20 protein-coding genes and 1 tRNA gene are annotated in these 18,155 nt (G+C 75.7%); 14 read left to right on the forward strand and 7 right to left on the reverse strand.

The window, feature by feature from the left end; genetic code table 11:
- The first annotated feature begins 99 nt into the window (after nt 1-99).
- Together ACFU9E_RS33465 and ACFU9E_RS33470 are read left to right on the forward strand one after the other, a co-directional pair.
- Nucleotides 100-927, forward strand: coding sequence for an alpha/beta fold hydrolase (locus ACFU9E_RS33465; protein ID WP_380689658.1), 828 nt, complete (start codon nt 100-102; stop codon nt 925-927).
- 39 nt (nt 928-966) lie between these two features.
- Nucleotides 967-1,536 carry a TetR/AcrR family transcriptional regulator gene (locus tag ACFU9E_RS33470; RefSeq protein ID WP_380689660.1) on the forward strand — a complete coding sequence of 190 codons (570 nt, stop codon included), beginning with the start codon at nt 967-969 and terminating at the stop codon, nt 1,534-1,536.
- A 72-nt stretch (nt 1,537-1,608) separates the two neighbouring features.
- Here the strand turns inward: ACFU9E_RS33470 and ACFU9E_RS33475 are convergent.
- A tRNA-Ile gene (locus tag ACFU9E_RS33475) sits at nt 1,609-1,682 on the reverse strand.
- A 230-nt stretch (nt 1,683-1,912) separates the two neighbouring features.
- On the opposite strand from ACFU9E_RS33475, the gene ACFU9E_RS33480 reads away from it, so the two are divergent.
- From ACFU9E_RS33480 to ACFU9E_RS33520, 9 genes are all read left to right on the forward strand, one after another.
- Complete coding sequence (locus ACFU9E_RS33480) at nt 1,913-4,261, forward strand: SpoIIE family protein phosphatase (protein WP_380715605.1); 2,349 nt, start codon at nt 1,913-1,915, stop codon at nt 4,259-4,261.
- A 162-nt stretch (nt 4,262-4,423) separates the two neighbouring features.
- A complete protein-coding gene (locus ACFU9E_RS33485; protein WP_380715613.1) occupies nt 4,424-5,959 on the forward strand; it encodes a sensor histidine kinase in 1,536 nt (511 codons plus the stop codon).
- Nucleotides 5,943-6,356, forward strand: a complete 414-nt coding sequence (locus tag ACFU9E_RS33490; protein WP_355366824.1) for a roadblock/LC7 domain-containing protein — start codon at nt 5,943-5,945, stop codon at nt 6,354-6,356. Before ACFU9E_RS33485 ends, ACFU9E_RS33490 begins: the two co-directional genes overlap by 17 nt.
- Complete coding sequence (locus tag ACFU9E_RS33495) at nt 6,353-6,703, forward strand: DUF742 domain-containing protein (RefSeq protein ID WP_380689216.1); 351 nt, start codon at nt 6,353-6,355, stop codon at nt 6,701-6,703. The genes ACFU9E_RS33490 and ACFU9E_RS33495 overlap by 4 nt, the downstream gene beginning before the upstream one ends.
- 58 nt (nt 6,704-6,761) lie before the next feature.
- A complete protein-coding gene (locus ACFU9E_RS33500; protein WP_380689218.1) occupies nt 6,762-7,331 on the forward strand; it encodes an ATP/GTP-binding protein in 570 nt (189 codons plus the stop codon).
- Complete coding sequence (locus ACFU9E_RS33505; RefSeq protein ID WP_380689214.1) at nt 7,328-8,923, forward strand: cytochrome P450; 1,596 nt, start codon at nt 7,328-7,330, stop codon at nt 8,921-8,923. The genes ACFU9E_RS33500 and ACFU9E_RS33505 overlap by 4 nt, the downstream gene beginning before the upstream one ends.
- Complete coding sequence (locus ACFU9E_RS33510) at nt 8,920-10,029, forward strand: cytochrome P450 (protein ID WP_380715607.1); 1,110 nt, start codon at nt 8,920-8,922, stop codon at nt 10,027-10,029. The genes ACFU9E_RS33505 and ACFU9E_RS33510 overlap by 4 nt, the downstream gene beginning before the upstream one ends.
- 50 nt (nt 10,030-10,079) lie before the next feature.
- Nucleotides 10,080-10,346 carry a hypothetical protein gene (locus tag ACFU9E_RS33515; protein ID WP_380686224.1) on the forward strand — a complete coding sequence of 89 codons (267 nt, stop codon included), beginning with the start codon at nt 10,080-10,082 and terminating at the stop codon, nt 10,344-10,346.
- Nucleotides 10,347-10,351: 5 nt separating this feature from the next.
- Entirely contained in the window at nt 10,352-10,594 is a 243-nt protein-coding gene (locus tag ACFU9E_RS33520) for a hypothetical protein (protein WP_380715609.1), read from the forward strand.
- Here ACFU9E_RS33520 and ACFU9E_RS33525 read toward each other — a convergent pair.
- On the reverse strand, nt 10,584-11,402 hold the full coding sequence (locus ACFU9E_RS33525) for an isocitrate lyase/phosphoenolpyruvate mutase family protein (protein WP_380686228.1): 819 nt from the start codon (nt 11,400-11,402) through the stop codon (nt 10,584-10,586). The two genes, ACFU9E_RS33520 and ACFU9E_RS33525, sit on opposite strands and share 11 nt — an antisense overlap.
- A gap of 11 nt (nt 11,403-11,413) precedes the next feature.
- Nucleotides 11,414-11,896: a carboxymuconolactone decarboxylase family protein gene (locus tag ACFU9E_RS33530; protein WP_380686230.1), complete on the reverse strand. Its 483-nt coding sequence runs from the start codon at nt 11,894-11,896 to the stop codon at nt 11,414-11,416.
- Between the two features lie 217 nt (nt 11,897-12,113).
- On the opposite strand from ACFU9E_RS33530, the gene ACFU9E_RS33535 reads away from it, so the two are divergent.
- Nucleotides 12,114-12,899, forward strand: coding sequence for an NRDE family protein (locus ACFU9E_RS33535; RefSeq protein WP_380686232.1), 786 nt, complete (start codon nt 12,114-12,116; stop codon nt 12,897-12,899).
- A gap of 22 nt (nt 12,900-12,921) precedes the next feature.
- Here the strand turns inward: ACFU9E_RS33535 and ACFU9E_RS33540 are convergent, their stop codons facing one another.
- The gene (locus ACFU9E_RS33540; protein ID WP_380686234.1) at nt 12,922-13,482 is read right to left on the reverse strand and encodes a hypothetical protein; all 561 of its coding nucleotides are present in this window, start codon (nt 13,480-13,482) and stop codon (nt 12,922-12,924) included.
- Between the two features lie 157 nt (nt 13,483-13,639).
- Here ACFU9E_RS33540 and ACFU9E_RS33545 point away from each other — a divergent pair, with 157 nt between their 5' ends.
- Complete coding sequence (locus ACFU9E_RS33545; protein ID WP_380686237.1) at nt 13,640-14,110, forward strand: HEAT repeat domain-containing protein; 471 nt, start codon at nt 13,640-13,642, stop codon at nt 14,108-14,110.
- A gap of 60 nt (nt 14,111-14,170) precedes the next feature.
- Here ACFU9E_RS33545 and ACFU9E_RS33550 read toward each other — a convergent pair whose 3' ends face one another.
- From ACFU9E_RS33550 to ACFU9E_RS33560, 3 genes are read right to left on the reverse strand one after another with little or no spacing between them, the layout of a single operon-like run.
- Nucleotides 14,171-14,815: a dihydrofolate reductase family protein gene (locus tag ACFU9E_RS33550; protein ID WP_380686239.1), complete on the reverse strand. Its 645-nt coding sequence runs from the start codon at nt 14,813-14,815 to the stop codon at nt 14,171-14,173.
- A complete protein-coding gene (locus tag ACFU9E_RS33555) occupies nt 14,812-16,038 on the reverse strand; it encodes an RNA polymerase sigma factor (RefSeq protein ID WP_380686241.1) in 1,227 nt (408 codons plus the stop codon). Before ACFU9E_RS33555 ends, ACFU9E_RS33550 begins: the two co-directional genes overlap by 4 nt.
- A gap of 41 nt (nt 16,039-16,079) precedes the next feature.
- Complete coding sequence (locus ACFU9E_RS33560) at nt 16,080-16,451, reverse strand: YciI family protein (RefSeq protein ID WP_355366863.1); 372 nt, start codon at nt 16,449-16,451, stop codon at nt 16,080-16,082.
- 229 nt (nt 16,452-16,680) lie between these two features.
- On the opposite strand from ACFU9E_RS33560, the gene ACFU9E_RS33565 reads away from it, so the two are divergent.
- The coding region (locus tag ACFU9E_RS33565) for an MATE family efflux transporter (protein ID WP_380715611.1) at nt 16,681-18,155 on the forward strand (1,475 nt) is incomplete at its 3' end.

The following is an 18,155-nucleotide window of genomic DNA, read 5'->3' on the forward strand; positions in this document are numbered from 1 at the left end:
TCACACGGAGAACGACCGATAGCTTGACGGCTAAGGCTATTAGCCTTAGCTTTATGGCCATCGGCGCCTCGCCGACGATCCCGCCCCAGGAGGCTCCCCATGAACGGCACCCTCGCCCCCGTCACCCACCACCTCGACCTGCCCGGCGGCCGGATCGCCTTCGACGACACCGAGCACGGCGAGGGCGTCCCGGTCGTCCTGCTCCCCGGGATGCTCGACAGCCGGGCCGCCTACCGCCACCTGCGCCCGCTGCTGGCCGCCGCCGGCCGCCGGGTGATCACCATGGACCTGCGCGGCTTCGGCGAGTCCTCGATCCTCTGGGACGACTACTCCCCCGCCTCGATAGCCGGTGACGTCCTCGCCCTGCTGGACCACCTGGGCGTCGACCGGGCCGTGCTGGCGGGCAACTCCTACACCGGAGCCAGCGTCGTCAAGGCGGCCGGGGACGCCCCCGGGCGGGTCGCCGGCGTCGTCCTGATCGACGCCTTCGTCGAGAACGTGCCGCCGGGCGCGCTGCAGCGCCTGGTGGTCGGCGCGATGGGCGCACTGCTGGTGCGCTCGCCCGCGTTCTGGGGCCTCTACCACCGCAAGGCCGCCTACCCGGGCCCCAAGCCGGCCGACCACGAGGAGTACGTGGCCGGGCTGGTCGCCGCGATGCGCACCCCGGGCCGCCGGACCGCCACCCGCGGCTACGTGCGCGGCGACTCGGCGCCGACCGGCTGGACCGCCGCCGTGCGCTGCCCGGCGCTGGTGGTGATGGGCTCGAAGGACCCCGACTTCTCGAAGCCGGAGCTGGTCGCCGACCGGCAGGCCGCCGCGCTGAACGCGCGGAAGGTGATGATCGAGGGCGCGGGCCACTACCCGATGGCCGACCACCCGCGGGCGACCGCCGACGCCCTGCTGCCCTTCCTCGCCGACCTGGCCTGAGCGCCACCGGCCGTCCCGCCCCCCGCTAGGAGAACCGCTGTGCCCCGAGTCGGACTGACCCCCGAGCAGGTCGTCGGCCACGCCATCGCCCTCATCGACGAGCAGGGCCCCGAGGCCCTCACCCTGGCCGCCGTGGCCGCCCGGGCCGGGGTCGCCACCCCCTCGCTGTACAAGCACGTCAGCGGCGGCCTGGCCGAACTGCGCCGGCTGGTGGCCGTCCGGGTGACCGCGGAGCTGGCCGACCGGCTCGCCGAGGCCGCGCTCGGCCGCAGCGGGGACGCCGCGGTCGCCGCCGTCCTGCGGTCGTACCACGCGTACGCCACCGAGCACCCGCACCGCTACGCCGCCCTGCCGCAGGCGCCGCAGCCGGACGCCGACCTGGTCGCGGCGGCGGGCCGGCTGGTCGGGGTGATCGTCGCGGTGCTGCGCGCGTACGGGCTGGAGGGCTCCGAGGCGATCCACGCCGCCCGCACCTTCCGCTCGCTGGCCCACGGCTTCGCCGCGCTGTCGACCGGCGGTGCCTTCCAGCTCGCCGAGGACCTCGGGGAGACCCAGGAGCGCATGATCACCGTGCTGACCGCCGGTCTGCGCGGCTGGCCCCGCCCCTGAGCGGCGCCGGCCGGGGGCCGGGGAACGCCGAAGGGCCCGGAGCGGAATCGCTCCGGGCCCTTCGGGATGGTGTGGGGCTAACAGGACTTGAACCTGTGGCCTCTTCCTTATCAGGGAAGCGCTCTAACCGTCTGAGCTATAGCCCCGTACCGTCCGACCCGCCTGTCCGGCGGCACGTCGTACGGAGAAGGGTACCGGACCCGGAGGGGGTGCCCGTACACCGGCCGCCCCGCTGCCCGAACACGGCTGTCCGCTTCCCGTACACCTGCCGATCGGACGCCACGGAGAGCGCCGTTCACCCCACGCCTCACCCACTTAAGAAATAAGGTATTAAGAATTAACTGCCCCATAAGGAACCGGAGAGGCCGGCCGTCCCGTGGACCCGCGCAGCAGCCCCACCGCGCGCAGTGCCATGCGCTGCGTCCGATTACTGCTCGGCTGCACCAGCGCCGCCGAACTGCTCGGCACCGTGCTCGCCGAGGGCCCCGGCTGGATCACCGGCGAGGGCTCGGCGCTCTACCTGCTGGACCCCGGCGGGATGCTCCGGCTCACCGCCTCCCACGGCCTGCCCGACTGGGCCCACGAGCGCTACAGCGTGGTCGACCCGGCCGGTGAGCTGCCCGCCGCGATGGCGCTGAAGCTGCGCCGCCCCTATCTGCTGAGCCCCGAGCGCACCAGCGTCGACTACCCCAACCGCAACGCCGGCATGGGCACCGGGATGGTCGCCATCGTCGCCCTGCCGATGGTCGTCGACGAGCAGCCGATCGGCGTGCTCGTCCTCGCGCTCGCCCACCGGGGGATCGTCCCGCGACGCGACCTGGACGTGCTGGAGACCCTCGCGGACGCCTGCGCGCACCGGCTGGCCCACCTGCTGGAGCACGCCGGGGCGCCCCGGGCGCCGCGCACCGGCGGCGGCGCGGCGAACGGGGTGCGCCCCGGCCCCGGCCCGGGCGGCGACCCGGCCGCCGGGACGGCCCACCCGCTGCTCTCGCTCGCCGTGCGCGCCGCCGGGCACGGCGCCTTCGAGCGCGACCTGGTCACCGGCGAGACCCACTGGGACGCCCAGGCGCTGCGGCTGGTCGGCCGGCCCGCGCCGGTGGACGGCGGCCCCGCCCCCGCACCCAACCTCGACCTCGTCGTCCACCCCGAGGACCTGCCGGACGTCCAGGCCGCGCTCGCCGAGGCGCTCTCCACCGGCGGCCCGTACCGGATCCGCTACCGGGTGCCGCGCCGGGGCGGCGGGGTGATCCGGATCGAGGAGACCGGCGAGGTCATGCTGGACGTGCACCGCCGGCCGGTCCGGATCTCCGGGCTGATCGCCGACCTCGACCACGGCCGCGCCCCCGACGAACGCCGTGCCGGGCGCCGGGTCCGGTCGGACGGGAACACCGGGAACGCCGGGAACGCCGGGAACGCCGACGGGGCCGCCGGGGGGACGTCCGCCGCCGGGGCCCGCTCGGCGCTGCTGCTGGCGCTCACCCGGGCGCTGTCCCGGGCGATCACCGTCCGGGACGTCACCACGGCCGTGACCGACGTCGCCCGCCCCGCCTTCGGCGCGGCCAGCATCGTGCTGGACCTGGTCGACGAGGGCCGGCTGCTGCCCGTCGCGCACACCGTCTACGGCGGCCCCCGGCGCACCGAGCTGACCCGGCTGGCCGACCTGTCGGAGGGCGTGATGCAGCGCGCGCTGGCCCGCTCGACCCCGCTGTTCAGCGAGCCGGCCCGGCGCGGACGGGGCCGCGGGCGGGCCCCGGAGCGCGGACGGCCGCGGGAGGCGGGCACCGGGGGCGGCGGCCCGCTCGCCCCGGCCGCGTGGGCGGTGCTGCCGCTGGTCGCCTCCGGCCGGCAGGTCGGCTCCTGCCTGATCACCTTCGCCACCGAGCGGATCTTCAGCCGCGAGGACCGCACCCTCTACTCCGCCTTCGCGGGCATCCTCGCGCAGTCCCTGGAACGGGCCCGCCTCTACGACACCCACCACCACCGGGCCACCGAGCTGCAGCGCGCGATGCTGCCGCGCAGCCTGCCCCGGCTGCCCGGGATCGCCACCGCCGCCCGCTACCTGCCGAGCACCGAGGGCATGCAGATCGGCGGCGACTGGTACGACCTGCTGCGGCTGCCGGACGGCCGGATCGGCCTGGTGATCGGCGACGTCCAGGGCCACAACGCCGAGGCCACGGCGGTGATGGGCCAGCTGCGCAGCGGGCTGCGCGCGTACGCCACCGACGGCCACGATCCGGCGGCCACGCTGGCCCGGACCAGCCGGCTGCTCGCCGAGCTGGACACCGAGCTGTTCGCCACCTGCCTGTATCTGACCCTCGACCCGGCCGACGGCACGCTGCGGGCCGCCCGCGCCGGTCACCCGGCCCCGGTCAGGGTCACCGAGGACGCCAAGGCGGTGGAGCTGGAGCTGCCCGGCGGCCCGCCGCTGGGCGTCGCCCCGGACCGGCCGTACCCGCTGGCGGTGGAGCGGCTGGAACCCGGCGAGACGCTGCTCGTCTACACCGACGGACTGGTGGAGGACCGCGAGGAGGACTACGACGAGTCGGTGCAGCGGATGCTCGGCGGTCTTGAGCTGTGGGCGCGCAACGCCGGCCCGGTGCGGGTGGAGCCCGGTCCGGCCCTGGAGAGGTTGGCCGATCTGCTCACCCTGAACGTCATCGAACGGCGTTCGCGTCCGGACGATGTGGCGCTGCTGCTGTTGCACCGGTTGTCCACTGTGCACTAGTGGGACCGGTGGGGCGCCGATCGGAGGTCCACGGACCGTCCGGTCGCGCCCGAAGCAGTGCGGTTTGGCGCGCTCTTGACGGGATATCGACGATATCCGGTCACTTGGCGAGATCCGTTCACACCTTCGTAGGATCATCACCCTAGAATTCGCCGCGTGACGATGACTCAGTGGTGCGCGGCGGCAACAGGCGTGCTGGCCGTCCTCGCCCTCGTGGCCGCCGCCCGCTACCGCGCGGTCGCCGCCACCCAGCGCCGCCGGGTCGGCCGGGAGCAGCGCGAGAACGCCGCCCTGCGGGAGCGGCTCGCCACCGAACTCTCCCGGCGCAGCGCCGAACTGGCCGCCGTCCAGCACGAACAGGAGCTCACCGCCTCCACCCAGCGGGCCTTCCTCAGCGTGGCCCGCCGGATCCTGGTGATGGCGCACGACCAGCAGGCCCTGCTGGACGAGATGGAGCGCACCCACGACGACCCGGCCCTGCTGGAGGGCCTGCTCAAGGCCGACCACGCCGCCGCCCAGCAGGCGCGCCTGGCCCAGACCCTGGCCGTGCTCTGCGGCGCCCGGGCCGGCCGCCACTGGCCGGAGCCGGTCTCGCTGGAGGACGTCGTGCGCGGCGCCCAGTCGCGCATCCTGCCCTTCCAGCGGGTGATGATCCGCAGCCGGATCGAGACCGCGGTGGTCGGCGCGGCCGCCGAGGCGCTGATCCACGCGGTGGCCGAGCTGCTGGACAACGCCACCCGCTACTCCCCGCCCAGCACCCAGGTGTTCGTCACCCTGATGCCCGTGCACAACGGTGCCGTCATCGAGATCGACGACGGCGGCGTCGGCATGCCCGAGCAGGCCGTGGCCAAGGCCTCCGCCGCGCTGGCCGGCGGCTCCACCGTCGAGATCTCCCGGCTCGGCGAGGTGCCGCAGCTCGGCCTGGCGGCGGTCGGCCGGCTCGCCGAGCAGTACGGGTTCCGGGTCACGCTCAGCTCCGCGCCCTCGCCGTACGGCGGGGTGCGGGTCGTGGTGCTGCTGCCGAACGCGCTGCTCACCGAACCGCTGCCGCCGACCGTGCCGGGTTTCGGCGTGGAGGACGCGGTGTTCGGTGGCGGCCCGCGCCGCCCCGGCCCGCCGCCGGCCGGACCGGGCCGGGGCGCCGGCCGCGGAGCCCCGCCGGCGCGGCCCGGCCAGGGCGCGACCGCCCCGTACGACCCGGCGGAGGCCGTCGGCCACCCGCCCGTGCACCCGCCGGCCGCCGACGGTTCGCCGGCGTTCGCCCCGCCCGCCGCGGCCCCGGCGGGCGGCCCGCCGGCCGCCGACGCCCCCGCGTACGGCACCACCCCGCCGCCGCTGCCCCGCCGGAGCCACCGGCGCGGCCGAGCCGCCACCCGGCACGCGGCCAACGCCGCCACGCCGCCGGCTCCGCCGTACCGCTCGGCGCAGCAGGCGCAGGCGTTCATGTCGATGTTCCAGGCCGGTACCGCCAGCGGCCGCTCGGCCGCCCGGGCCAACTCCCAGGCCCAGACGGCGTACCGGCCCCAGGCCGAAGCCCCCTCGCAGGACCGGGCCCGCCCCCGCGGCCCGTTCGGCCAGGAGCAGGGCCCGGTCCATCCCTCGGGCCTCTCCCCGGCCCCGGCCCCGCACGACCCTTCCCTTCCCCCTTCCCCCCAGCTTCCCCAGCGTTCCGGAGAGTTCCATGACCACCAACCCTGACCTCGGCTGGCTGCTCGCCGACATCATCAACGTCCCCGAGGTCCAGCACGCCGTCGTGGTGTCCAACGACGGCCTGGAGATCGGGCGCAGCGAGGGCATCGTCCGCGAGGACGCCGAGCGCCTCGCCGCCGCCTGCTCCGGCCTGCAGTCGCTGGCCCGCGGCGTCGCCCAGGGCTTCGGCGGTCACCACAGCTCCACCCGGCAGATCATCATCGAGTACGGCGGCGGCTACCTCTTCATCGTCGCCGCCGGCGCCGGCGCCCACCTGGCCGTGGTGACCGGCGAGGCCGTCGACGCCGGCCTGGTCGCCTACCAGATGCAGGTCCTCGTGGAGCGGATCGGCACCCATCTCACCAGCCCGCCGCGCGCCGACCTCGCGGCGGGGGGCCACCGGTGAGCGGCGGCCCGGTCCGCCCCTACGTCATCACCGGCGGCCGCAGCCGCTCCACCCGCCCCGAGCTCGCGATCGAGAGCCTGGTCAGCGCGTTACCGGAGCGGCCCGAACTGCCCGAGGACGCCCTGCTCAACCGCGAGCACCAGCGGATCGTCGACCTCTGCCGCAGCCTGCTGTCGATCGCCGAGGTGGCGGCCCACCTGGGGCTGCCGCTCGGCGTCGTCAAGGTGCTGGTCGGCGACCTCTGGGACCTCGGCGCCGTCCAGGTGCTCCCGCCCGTCCCGCAGGCCGAGCGCCTGCCCACCACTCTCCTGGAAGAGGTGCTCGTTGGCCTCCGCCAACTCCGCTGACGCGCTCGCCGGGCCGCCCGCCGCCGAGCCCTTCGGCCCGCCCGCCGAGCCCCAGTACCTGCCGCCGTCCGTCCAGGGCGCGGTGAAGATCCTGGTCACCGGCCCCTTCGGGGTCGGCAAGACCACGCTGGTCGGCTCGCTCAGCGAGATCACCCCGCTGCGCACCGAGGAGACCATGACGGCCGCCAGCGCCGGGGTGGACGACCTGACCGGGCGCGGCGACAAGACCACCACCACGGTGGCGCTGGACTTCGGGCGGATCACGCTCAACCGGCGGCTCGCGCTGTACCTGTTCGGCACGCCCGGCCAGCAGCGGTTCTGGCCGCTCTGGGACGACCTGTCGCGCGGCGCGCTCGGCGCGATCGCGATGGTCGACCTGCGCCGTCCGGACGAGAGCTTCGACGTGCTCGGGCGGCTGGAGGAGCAGCAGATCCCGTTCGCGGTCGCGGTCAACACCTTCCCCGACGCGCCCAGTTACCCGGAGGAGGAGCTGCGCGCCGCGCTGGACCTGCTGCCCGGGGCGCCGATCCTGCACTGCGACGCACGGGACCGGCGGGCGGCGTACGACCTGCTGATCGACTTCGTCGACCACCTGCACCGCACCGCCGTACTGGAGCTGCACGGATGACCGTTCCCGAGCCCGCCGGCACGGCCGCCGTCCCGCCGCCGGGGTGCCCGGCCCACGCGGGCGGCCCCGTCCACGCGGGCGGCCCCGGCGGCGCGGCGACCCACCACGGGACGCTGCCCGGCGGGCTGCCCGTCGGGGTGCCGCTCACCCCGCTGTACGGCGCCGCCGTCGCCGACGACCCGCACGGCCTGTACGCCCGGCTGCGCGCCCAGTACGGCCCGGTGGCGCCGATCGAGCTGGAGCCCGGGGTGGAGGCCTGGCTCGTCCTCGGCTACCCCGAGCTGCTCGAACTCACCCGCAACGAGGCACTGTTCTCCAAGGACTCGCGCCGCTGGCGGGTGCCCGCCGAGGGCCGGCTGTCCCCCGACTCGCGGCTCCAGCCGATGACCGCCTGGCGGCCCACCCTGCTCAACCTGGACGGCGCCGAGCACCAGCGGCTGCGCGCCGCCGTCGCCGACACGCTCGCCCAGATCGACCACCGGCAGCTGCGCGGGACCACCGAGGCCTCCGCCAACGCGCTGATCGACAGCTGGGGTCCGGACGGCACCGCCGACCTGGTCACCCAGTACGCGCGCCGGCTGCCGCTGCTGGTCTTCACCCAGCTGCTCGGCCTGCCCGCCGACGCCGGTCCGCACCTCATCCGGCTGATCAGCCACATCGCCGACAGCGGCGCCGAATCGGTGCGCGCCAACCAGGAGTTCCAGGCGATCGTGGTCGACCTGGTGCGGCGCCGCCGGGCCACGCCCAGCGCCGACCTGACCTCCTGGCTGCTGGCCCACCCGGCCGCGCTGACCGACGAGGAGGCCGTGCACCACCTGGTGGTGATGATGGTCGCCGGCAACGAGACCACCATCTGCTGGACCGGCAACACGCTGCGGCTGCTGCTCACCGACCGCCGGTTCCGGGCCACCCTCACCGGCGGGCGGCTGACCGTCGCCGACGCGCTGGAGGAGGTGCTCTGGCGCGATCCGCCGACGCAGAACTTCCCCGGCCGCTGGGCCACCGCCGACACCGTGCTCGGCGGCCAGTACATCAGCCGGGGCGACATGCTCGTGCTCGGCCTGGCCGCTGCCAACGCCGACCCGGCCGCCCAGGCTCCCGGGGCGGCCGGGCACGCCGCGCTCGGCAGCAACCGGGCGCACCTGGCCTGGGGCGCGGGCAAGCACGTCTGCCCGGCCCAGCACCCGGCCCGGATCATCGTCGAGACCGCCGTCGAGACCCTGCTGCACCGCCTGCCGGACCTCCAACTGGCCGTACCGGCCCATGAGCTGGCCTGGCGGCCGTCGCCCTGGTCGCGCGCCCTGGTCAGCCTTCCGGTGCTCTACAGCGCCTTCACCCCGCCCCGCCCGCCAGCCCCCGAGAGGCCCTCCGCATGGACACCGCCGCAGCTGCCGTACCCGCCCCCGGAAGACCTGGACCCGAGCGATCCGGTCCCGGTGGGCCCGGCCTCGGTGGAGGAGACGGCGGCCGGTTCGGGCCCGTCCGGCTCGACGCCCTCGGACGCGACCAGCACGGGGAGAACGCCCGCCTCCGGGAAGCCGGTCCGGCGGTCCTGGTGGAGCTCCCTGGCGGGGTGGTGGTCTGGGCAGTGACCCACCACGACACCCTGCAGGAGCTGCTCGCCGACCCCCGGGTCGGCAAGGACCCGCGGCTGTGGACGACGTTCCGGGAGGGGCGGCTGCCCGAGGGCTGGCCGCTGCTCACCTTCGTCACCGTCCCCGGCATGATCACCGCCGACGGCGAGGACCACCGCCGGCTGCGCGGCCTGGTCACCCAGGCGTTCACCCCGCGCCGGGTCGCCGCGCTGCAGCCCGCCGTCGAGGCCCGGGCCACCGCGCTGCTCGACCGGATCGCCGATCTGGTGGGCGGGTCTGCCGACGGGTCGGGGGCCGGGACGGAGGGTGGCTTCGATCTGCGCGAGCACTTCGCCTACCCGCTGCCGATGCACGTGATAGGCGAGCTGCTCGGCCTGCCGCCCAAGCAGCAGGACGAGCTGCACGAGCTCTCCGACACCCTGGTCTCCAGCTCCGCCACCCCCGAGGCCGCCGTCGCCGCGCAGCGCTCGCTGTTCGCGCTGCTCGCCTCGGTGGTCGCCGCCAAGCGGGCCGAGCCCGGCGACGACCTCACCACCGCCCTGATCGCCGCCCGCGAGGACGACGACCGGCTCAGCGAGAGCGAGCTGGTCGGCACCCTGCTGCTGATGCTGGTGGCCGGCCACGAGACCACGCTCAACCTGATCACGAACGCCGTCCGCGCCCTGCTCGCCCACCCCGAGCAGCTGCGGCTGGTGCTGGACGGCACGGTGCCGTGGTCGGCGGCCGTCGAGGAGACGCTGCGCTACGACTCGCCGGTCGGCCAGTTCCCGCTCCGCTACGCGACCGAGGACATCCCGGTCGGCGACACGGTGATCCGGCGGGGCGAGGCGCTGCTCGCCTCCTACGCGGCCGCCGGGCGCGACGACGCCCACTTCCCGGACGCGGACCGCTTCGACCTCACCCGGCAGCCGAACCGGCACCTGTCCTTCGGGCACGGCCCGCACTTCTGCCTCGGCTCCGGGCTCGCCCGGCTGGAGGCCGAGACGGCGCTGCGGCTGCTGTTCGAGCGCTTCCCCGCGCTGGCGCTCGCGGACGGGCCGGAGCCGGAGCCGATCGGCTCGTTCGTCAGCAACAGCGTGCGGACGCTGCGGGTGACCGTCTGAGCCCCGTCGCAGCCGAGTGACCGAGGGCGGCCCGGGTCGTTGGGGGGTTCATGAAGAAACTCGCCACCCTGGCCGCCCTCACCCTGGCCGGTCTCGCCGCCGCCGCGCCCGCCGCTTCCGCCGCCACCTCCACCGCGTCCTCCCCCGACGCGCTCGGCGGCCTGTCCAACGGGCTCACCCTGTCCCCCGCCGACCTCGTCATCCACAAGGCGAAGGACCTGCCGCTGGTCGGCAAGGCCGCCACCGAGATCGAGGCCATCGGCACCGGTCAGATGACCCACCCGGGCCTCAGCGGCCAGATCGGGCAGGGCTTGTGACCGGCGTGCGGCGGCCCGCGGCGCTCGTGCTGGGCGCGCTGGCGCTGGCCGTCGCGCCGGCGCCCGCGTTCGCCTCCGCGCCCGCGGACACGCCCGCGCCCGCACCGGACTTCACCGCCGCCGCGACCTGCCTCCAGGAGGTGGCGGTCGTCCCGGCACTCGGCAGCCACGCCGCCGGACCCACCCACTGCGCCGACGGCACCGCGCTCGACCACGTCGCGGGCACGGTGGGCTCGCTCACCCGGTGACGTAGAGCCGCTGCAGCTCCCCGTAGTCCAGCCCGCCGTCGAGCCCGGTGTACGTCCCGCCCGTGTACACCTCCTCGGCGGCGCGGCGCACCGCCGCGTACGCCGCCTTCGCCAGGCCCGGCCCCAGACTGACCCGGGCCACGCCCAGCGCCGCCAGCTCCGGCACCGACGGCGAGCCCGGGCCCGCCAGCACGTTCAGCGGCGCCGGCACGGCCTCGACCAGCGCGGCGATCACCGCCGGGTCGGCCACCCCCGGCACGAACACACCGTCCGCGCCCGCCTCGACGTAGGCCCGCAGCCGGGCCACCGCCTCGTCCGGACGCCCCTCCGGCGCGCCGAGCCGCCGCAGGAAGACATCGGTGCGGCCGTTGACGAACAGCGGCACGCCGGCCGCGTCCGCCGCCGCCCGGGCCGCCGCGATCCGCTCGGCCGCCTCGGCCGCGGGCCGGTCGCCGTCCTCCAGGTTGACGCCCACCGCGCCGGTGGCCAGCAGTTCGGCGACCGTCCCGCCGACGCCGGCCGCGGTGTCGGCGAACCCGCTCTCCAGGTCCGCGGTGACCGGCAGCGACCCGGCCGCGCGGACCACCAGCGCGGTCTGCGCCAGCACCGCGTCCCGGTCGGCGGCGTCGCCGTCGGCGCAGCCGAGCGCCCAGCTGACGCTCGCGCTGGCGGTGGCGAGGGCCGGCGCCCCGGCGGCCGCGACCAGGTGGGCGCCCAGCGCGTCCCACACGTTCGCGAGCACCAGCGGTGCTCCGGGGCGGTGGAGTTCGTGCAGGCGGCGGGCCTTGTCGCGCTGTTCGGCGCTCATCGCGGCGGCCCCTACTTCGCGGCCGGGCTGAGCCTGGAGGTCACGCCGATCCGGTTCCAGGCGTTGATGGTGGTGATCATCGCGATCAGCTGGGCCAGCTCGCCCTGCTCGAAGTGGGCGGCGGCCTCGGCGTAGACGGCGTCCGGCACGTGCCCCTGGGTGAGCAGGGTGACCGACTCGGTCAGCGCGAGGGCCGCGCGCTCCTTGGCGGTGAACCAGGAGGTCTCGCGCCACGCGGGGAGGGAGAGCAGCCGGTGCTGCTGCTCGCCGTTCTTGAGCGCGTCGGTGGAGTGCATGTCGATGCAGTACGCGCAGCCGTTGATCATCGACGCGTGCACCTTGACCAGCTCGGCGAGCACCGGGTCCAGGCCGATCCGGGCGGCGCGCTCCACGGCGATCATCGCCTTGTAGTACTCGGGCGCCAGATCGGGAAGGGAAATCCGCTGCGCCGGGGCCGACACGGTGGTTTCGGTGCTGTCGTTCGTCGTCGTCATGACCACCAGCCTAGGAACCCGGCGGCCCACTGTCCCGGTACGTTCGGCCACCGGAATCATGGGCCACTTCAGGCCCGACGTCCGGGGTGCGGGCGGCGAGTCCGGCACGACCGGACGGAAGAGCGCGCACCACTCCCGGTCGGCGAACGGGCGTGCGAGGATCGCGGGGAGGGTGGTGCGGACGAGGTCAGGGGGACGGGACGTGTGCACGGCGTTCGTGAGCATCGAGCCGGCGGCGGCGGTGCCGGTGCTGCTGCTGTCGGTGCGGGACGAGTACGCCGGGCGGCAGTGGGCGCCGCCCGGGCGGCACTGGCCCGCGCAGCCGTCGGCCGTCGGCGGGCTGGACCTGGTCGCGGGCGGGACCTGGCTCGCGGTGCGGCCGGGCGGTTCGGAGCCCGTCGCCGCATGCCTGCTGAACGGTTTCGGCACCCTGGCACCGGCGCGGGCGCGGCTGTCGCGCGGTGAACTGCCGCTGCTCGCCGTCCGGGGCGGCCGGGTCGGCGACCTGGACCTCGACCGCTACGACCCGTTCCACCTGGTGGTCGTCCGGCCCACCGGCGCCCGGGTGCTGAGCTGGGGCGGGAGCGGCGGCCGGCTCGCCGAGGTGGAGCTGCCGACCGGCCTGAGCGTCGTCCTCAACGACGGGCCGGAGGGGCTGGCCGAGAACCGCACCGCCTCCGAGCGGATCCGCACCCTGATGGCCGCCCGCGCCGCCCACTTCCGGGCCCGCTTCGCCGCCGAACCCCGGCCGCAGCCGCACCCCGGCGCCGCGAGCGCCGAGCAGGCGTGGGGCCGCTGGCTGCCGATCGCCACCGGCGACGGGCTCGCGCTCGACGACCCCGCCGCGCTGGTCCAGCGGCGCGAGTTCGGGGACGGCCGGATCTGGGGCTCGTCCTCGGTCTCGCTGCTGGCCCTCGGCGCCGGGACCGTCCGCTACGACTTCGCCGCCCTCCCCGTGGAGCCGGACGGCGCCGGCGAGGGCTGGCGGCGGGTGGAGCTGTAGGCCCGGGTCGGGGTGGACCGGCTCAGTCGTGGAGCGTGACGCCGGGCAGGGGGCCGCCGACGGCGTCGAACAGCGGGGTCCCGCACTCGCAGTGTTCGCCGGCCGGGGTCTCGCCCGGCGGCAGTTGCCAGACCAGCATCTGCGCGCAGTCCGGGCAGTTCAGGCTGATCAGGGTCTCCTCGGGCGCCGAGCCCCAGGCCCTCACCGGGAGGTCCTCGTGCGTCAGCCCGGTCAGCTCGCCCTCACCCGTCGCCGCGACCAGGAGCTCGTAGGTGTCGGTGCCGCTCTCCCGCACCGCGAGCGTGCAGCCGAGCTCCGCCAGCACCGCGGACAGATGATCGAGCTGGCGGACCGGGAAGTCACCACGGCTCGGCGTCGGATCGGCCTCGGCCGCGCGGTAGAGGCCGCCGGTGTCGACGCCCACCGGATCCACCCCGAAGGCCCGTACCCGGCCGGCCACGAACGCCGCCAGCTCGCCCGGGGTCTCCTCCCCGGACCAGTCCATGCCGAACATCACGCCGTCGACCCGGACCCCTCGGGCGCGCTCGTCAGGGGTCAGGACCAGTTCTTCCAGCTCCGTCATGATGATCACGCTATCCCCGCCGTGGCGGCGCAGGAAGCCGGCGGGCCCAAAACCCTTTGCCGGGAGCACCGTTCGTCGTCACCCTGGGGGGATGCTGGGATTCGTCAGAACGGACAACGAAGCCCTCGTCTCGTGCTTGGGCGATGCACAACGCACTGTGGCGGCGTACCGGGAACTGCTGCGCCGCGGCGACCACGCGCTCGACGCGATCCGCGGCGGGCTCTCCCACGAGGACGCCGCGGTCCGCGAAGGGTGCTGCCGGCTCCTCGACCACCTGGTCGACGTCGACTCCATGGACCAGCTGATCACCATGGCCGACGATCCCGACGCCCGCGTCCGGATCGCCGCGTTCCATGCGCTGGCCTGTGACCGCTGCAAGGGCGACACCTGTGCGCCGGGCGCGGACCGGGTTCTCGCGCCCGGGATCCGGCATCTGGCCGCCGATCCCGATCCGCACGTCCGGGCCAGGGCCGTCGAGCTCGTCGGCAAGTTCGTTCACACCAGCGCGGACGCCCTGGCGGCCCTGCGCTCGGCGCAGGCCCACGACCCCAGCCCGACCGTCCGGAAGGTGGCCGGCTGGTACGTCCCCGGCGGGAGCGTCCACCGGCGCACCCGCCCGAGGGCGTAGCGCCCCGCCGGCCACGGTGGCGCGGGGGCCCCGGACTGCCCGGGGCCCCCGACGTCCGTCCTACTTCCGCCAGAACAGGTGGTGCGTCACCCCGCTCGGGCTGGACACGACGTCCAGGTGGAAGCGGTCGCGCAGCTCGTCCGGGGACTCCCAGAGCTTCAGCCCGGTCCCGAGCTCCACCGGCGAGACCGCCACGTGCAGGGTGTCGACCAGGTCGGCGTCCAGGAACTGCCGGATCGTGGTCACCCCGCCGCCCAGGCGGACGTCCTTGCCCCGGGCCGCCTCCTTCGCCCGGTCCAGGATCGTGGCCGGGTCGCCCTCGACGAAGTGGAACGTGGTGTCGGAGAGGGTGATCGAGGGCCGCGGGTGGTGGGTCATGACGAACACCGGGGTGCGGAACGGCGGCTCGTCCCCCCACCAGCCCTGCCACTCCAGGTTCTCCCAGGGGCCGCGCTGGGGGCCGAACTTGTTGCGGCCCATGATCTCGGCACCGATGTTGCGGGGGTAGTCGCGGGTCAGGTAGTCGTCCAGCCCCCGGCTGCCGCCCGGGTCGGTGCGCATCGGCCAGCTCGCCGTGGCACCGGCCCAGGAGAACAGCCTCTCCGGCCGGACGTGGCCGAACGGCCGCTCCAGGGTCTGGTCCTCGCCGGCGCCGATGCCGTCGGCCGAGACGTTGAAGTTCTGGACCCGCAGTAGTTGACTCATGTGTTCCTCCGATCTGCGCCGGCCTCCAGCCGGCGGGCGTTTTCGGTCAGGTGGCGGCGTTCCGGGGCGCTGGGGGCACGGCGGGCGGCTTCGCGGTAGACGTCCGCCGCCGTCGGGTCGCCGAGGAGTTCCAGGAGGTGGGCCCGGGTGGCGAACAGGCGGTGGTGACGGGCGAACCGCTTGTCCGCCTCCAGCGGGGCGAGGGCGGCCAGCCCGGCCTCCGGTCCCCCGACCATCGCCAGCGCCACCACCCGGTTGAGGGCGGTGAAGGGGTTCTCGCCGAACCGGGCCAGCAGCAGGTCGTAGAGCACCAGGATCTGCGGCCAGTCCGTCGACCCGGCGTCCGGCGCCTCGTCGTGGACGGCCGCGATCGCCGCCTGGAGCTGGTACGGACCCACCTGGCCGCGCGGGAGGGTACGGCTGATCAGCGCCACCCCCTCCTCGATCAGCGCGGGGTTCCACCGCGAGCGGTCCTGCTCCGCCAGTGTCACCAGCTCCCCGCCCGGCCCCGTGCGCGCCGGACGGCGGGCGTCCGTGAGCAGCATCAGGGCGAGCAGGCCCGCCGTCTCGGCGTCGTCCGGGACCAGCCGGAGCAGCAGCCGGGTCAGGCGGATCGCCTCGGCGGAGAGTTCCGGCGCGGTGAGGTCGTCGCCGTTGCTCGCCGTGTAGCCCTCGTTGAAGATCAGGTAGAGCACCTGGCGGACCTCGGCGAGCCGTTCCACGAGCTGCCCGGCGGGCAGCCCGGCGGTCCGGACGGTCTGCTTCGCCCGGCTGATCCGCTGCGCCATCGTCGCCTCCGGCACCAGGAACGCCGCCGCGATCTGCGCCGTGCCGAGGCCGCCGACGACCCGCAGGGTGAGCGCGATCCGGCTGGGTGCGGACAGGTCCGGGTGGCAGCAGAGGAAGAGCAGGTGCAGCGAGTCGTCCCGGTCGGCGGCGGGCGCCGCGTCCGGCGGGGGGCCGAGCAGCGCGGACTGCGGCGTGGCGAGGGCCAGCGCGTCCTCGCGGCGGCGACGGGCCGCCTCGCTGCGCACGGCGTCGGTCAGCCGCCGTCCGGCGACCGTCACCAGCCAGCCCCGCGGGTTCTCCGGCATCCCCTCGGCCGGCCACTGGGTGGCGGCCGCCAGCAGCGCCTCCTGGACGGCGTCCTCGCAGGCGTCGAAACGTCCCCGCCCGTGGCGGCGCACCAACGCCCCGAGGGCCTGTGGCGCGAGATCGCGCAACAGGCCCTCCAGGTCCCCCGGGCCGGGCGGTCGGCCGCCGTTCACACGTCCGCCGAGGGGGCCGGGGACTCGTGCAGGATCGGCCACAGCTCGACCGGCTCGACGTCCGCGAACGGCATGTCGGCGGCGATCTGCTGGGCGCGCTCCAGGCTCTCGCAGTCCAGCAGGTAGAAGCTGGCGATGTACTCCTTGGTCTCCAGGTACGGCCCGTCGGTGACCGCCGGCAGACCGTCCGCGCGCCGCACCAGCTGGGCGGCGGCGGCGTCCGCCAGGCCGTAGGCGCCGAACAGCTCGCCGGTCTCCCGGTACTTGGTGTTGAACGCCTCCTGCTTGGCGATCGCGGCCGGCCACTCCTCGGCCGGGAACGCGTCCCACTTCGCCTGGTTGCCGTAGATCATGGCGACGTACTTCATCTCGGGTGTCCTCCCGTCCCGCGTGCCCCTCGCGGCGCGCTCTCACCCCTCGGTCGGAGCGGGCCGCCGGGCCTCGACATCCATCGGCAAGATTTCCCGACATCTTTTCCCACCTCGGCGCCGGGCGCTCCGGAGGCGGGCCGCGGGCGCGTCCGGGCTTCCGTGCGGGGCCGGAAATTTGGCATGGTCGGCGGACGACGTGCGAATCGTGCGAACGGGCGGGGGAGCCATGCCACAGACGACCGTGCCACCACCGACCGTGCCACCACCGACCGTCCGCCGGATCGCGGGCTTCGCCGCACCCGTCGCGCTGAGCGAGGCGATCGCGCTCGGCGCGCAGTTCGCGGTGGCGGCGATGCTGGGGGCGGCCGGCGGGCACGCGCTCTACCTGCGGTCGCTCTACACGCCCGTCGCCTTCCTGCTGGTGGCGCTGAACGTCGGCCTCTCGACCGCGCTCCAGGTGGTGGCCGCGCGCGCCGCCGGGAGCGGGCGGCGTGCCGAACTGCCCGGCCACCTCGCCGCCACGGCCCGGCTCGGCGCGGGCTGCTACCTGGTGTGCGGCGCCGTCGTGGCGGCGGGCGCCGGGCCGCTGGGGGCGCTGCTCGACGTACCCGCCGCCGACCGGACGCCGTTCCTCGCCCTGCTGGCCGCGATGGTGGCGGTGAACGCCGTCGGCGCGCTGGGCGAGCTGTGCGCGGCCGTGCTGCGGGGCTCCGGCGCGACCGGACGGGGGATGCTGCTGACGCTCACCTCGGCGGGTCTGCTGCTGGCCGGGGTCGGCGGGCTGGGGCTCGGGGCGGGCTGGGGGCTGACCGCGCTGCCGGTCTCCGCCCTGGTGGCCGGGGTGGTGGAGCTGCTGCTCGGCGCGGTGCTGCTGCGGCGGGCGGGACTGCTGCGGGCCGGACTGCTGCGGGCGGCATGGCCGCGCCGGGCCGACGGGGGCCGGGGCGATGGGAGCCGGGGCGAGGTGCGGGCGGCGGCGCTGTCCGTCGGGGTTCCGGTCGCTGCCTCGTTCCTGCTGCTCTGCGCCGTCAACCTGGCCCTGCTGCGCGTGGTCTCGCCGTTCGGCCCGGGCGCGGTGGCCGGGTTCACCCTCGGCTCGACGCTGCAGAGCGCGGTGATCGTCCCGGCCGTGGGGTTCGGCTCCGCGATCGCGATCCTGGTCAACCGGGCGGCCGCGGCCGGTGACCGGACCGCCGCCCGGCGGGCCGTGCGGTCCGGCGGCCTGCTGACCGCGGGCTGCTACCTCGCCGTGACGGCGGCGCTGTGGACGGCGGGCGCGCCGCTGGCCGCCCGGCTCTCCGACGACCCGGCCACCGCCGGGCAGGCCGTGCGCTTCCTCCAGCTGGCCGGGCCGTCGTTCGGCTGCACGGCGCTGGCGCTGACCGCGCTGACCCTGCTGGAGCAGACCGGACACGGCGTCGTCGCGTTCGCGCTGAACCTCGTGTACTTCGGCGCCGTGATCGCCGTGGGCGGGCGGCTGAGCGCGGCCCGGCACTCCACCGACCCGCTGTACCTGACCATGACGGCCGGGGCCTGCCTGGGCGTCACGGTCTGCTGGACGGTGCTGTGGTGGGGGGGGCACCCCGCCCCCGCGCCCCCGGGGGGGGGACCCCCCCCGGGGGGGGCCGGGGGGGGCGGGCGCCCCCCCGCCCCGGGGCCCCCCGCCCGCCCCGGGGGGGGTCTGTTTGAGGGAGACGCACC

Origin of the sequence: Kitasatospora sp. NPDC057595, assembly GCF_042800875.1 — a bacterium.
Lineage (GTDB): Bacteria > Actinomycetota > Actinomycetes > Streptomycetales > Streptomycetaceae > Kitasatospora.

Coding starts and splice junctions, on each gene's coding strand:
- ACFU9E_RS33465 (WP_380689658.1), top strand. CDS start 100: ATGAACGGCACCCTCGCCCCCGTCACCCACCACCTCGACCTGCCCGGC.
- ACFU9E_RS33485 (WP_380715613.1), top strand. CDS start 4,424: ATGACTCAGTGGTGCGCGGCGGCAACAGGCGTGCTGGCCGTCCTCGCC.
- ACFU9E_RS33490 (WP_355366824.1), top strand. CDS start 5,943: ATGACCACCAACCCTGACCTCGGCTGGCTGCTCGCCGACATCATCAAC.
- ACFU9E_RS33505 (WP_380689214.1), top strand. CDS start 7,328: ATGACCGTTCCCGAGCCCGCCGGCACGGCCGCCGTCCCGCCGCCGGGG.
- ACFU9E_RS33515 (WP_380686224.1), top strand. CDS start 10,080: ATGAAGAAACTCGCCACCCTGGCCGCCCTCACCCTGGCCGGTCTCGCC.
- ACFU9E_RS33525 (WP_380686228.1), bottom strand. CDS start 11,402: ATGAGCGCCGAACAGCGCGACAAGGCCCGCCGCCTGCACGAACTCCAC.
- ACFU9E_RS33530 (WP_380686230.1), bottom strand. CDS start 11,896: ATGACGACGACGAACGACAGCACCGAAACCACCGTGTCGGCCCCGGCG.
- ACFU9E_RS33540 (WP_380686234.1), bottom strand. CDS start 13,482: ATGACGGAGCTGGAAGAACTGGTCCTGACCCCTGACGAGCGCGCCCGA.
- ACFU9E_RS33550 (WP_380686239.1), bottom strand. CDS start 14,815: ATGAGTCAACTACTGCGGGTCCAGAACTTCAACGTCTCGGCCGACGGC.
- ACFU9E_RS33560 (WP_355366863.1), bottom strand. CDS start 16,451: ATGAAGTACGTCGCCATGATCTACGGCAACCAGGCGAAGTGGGACGCG.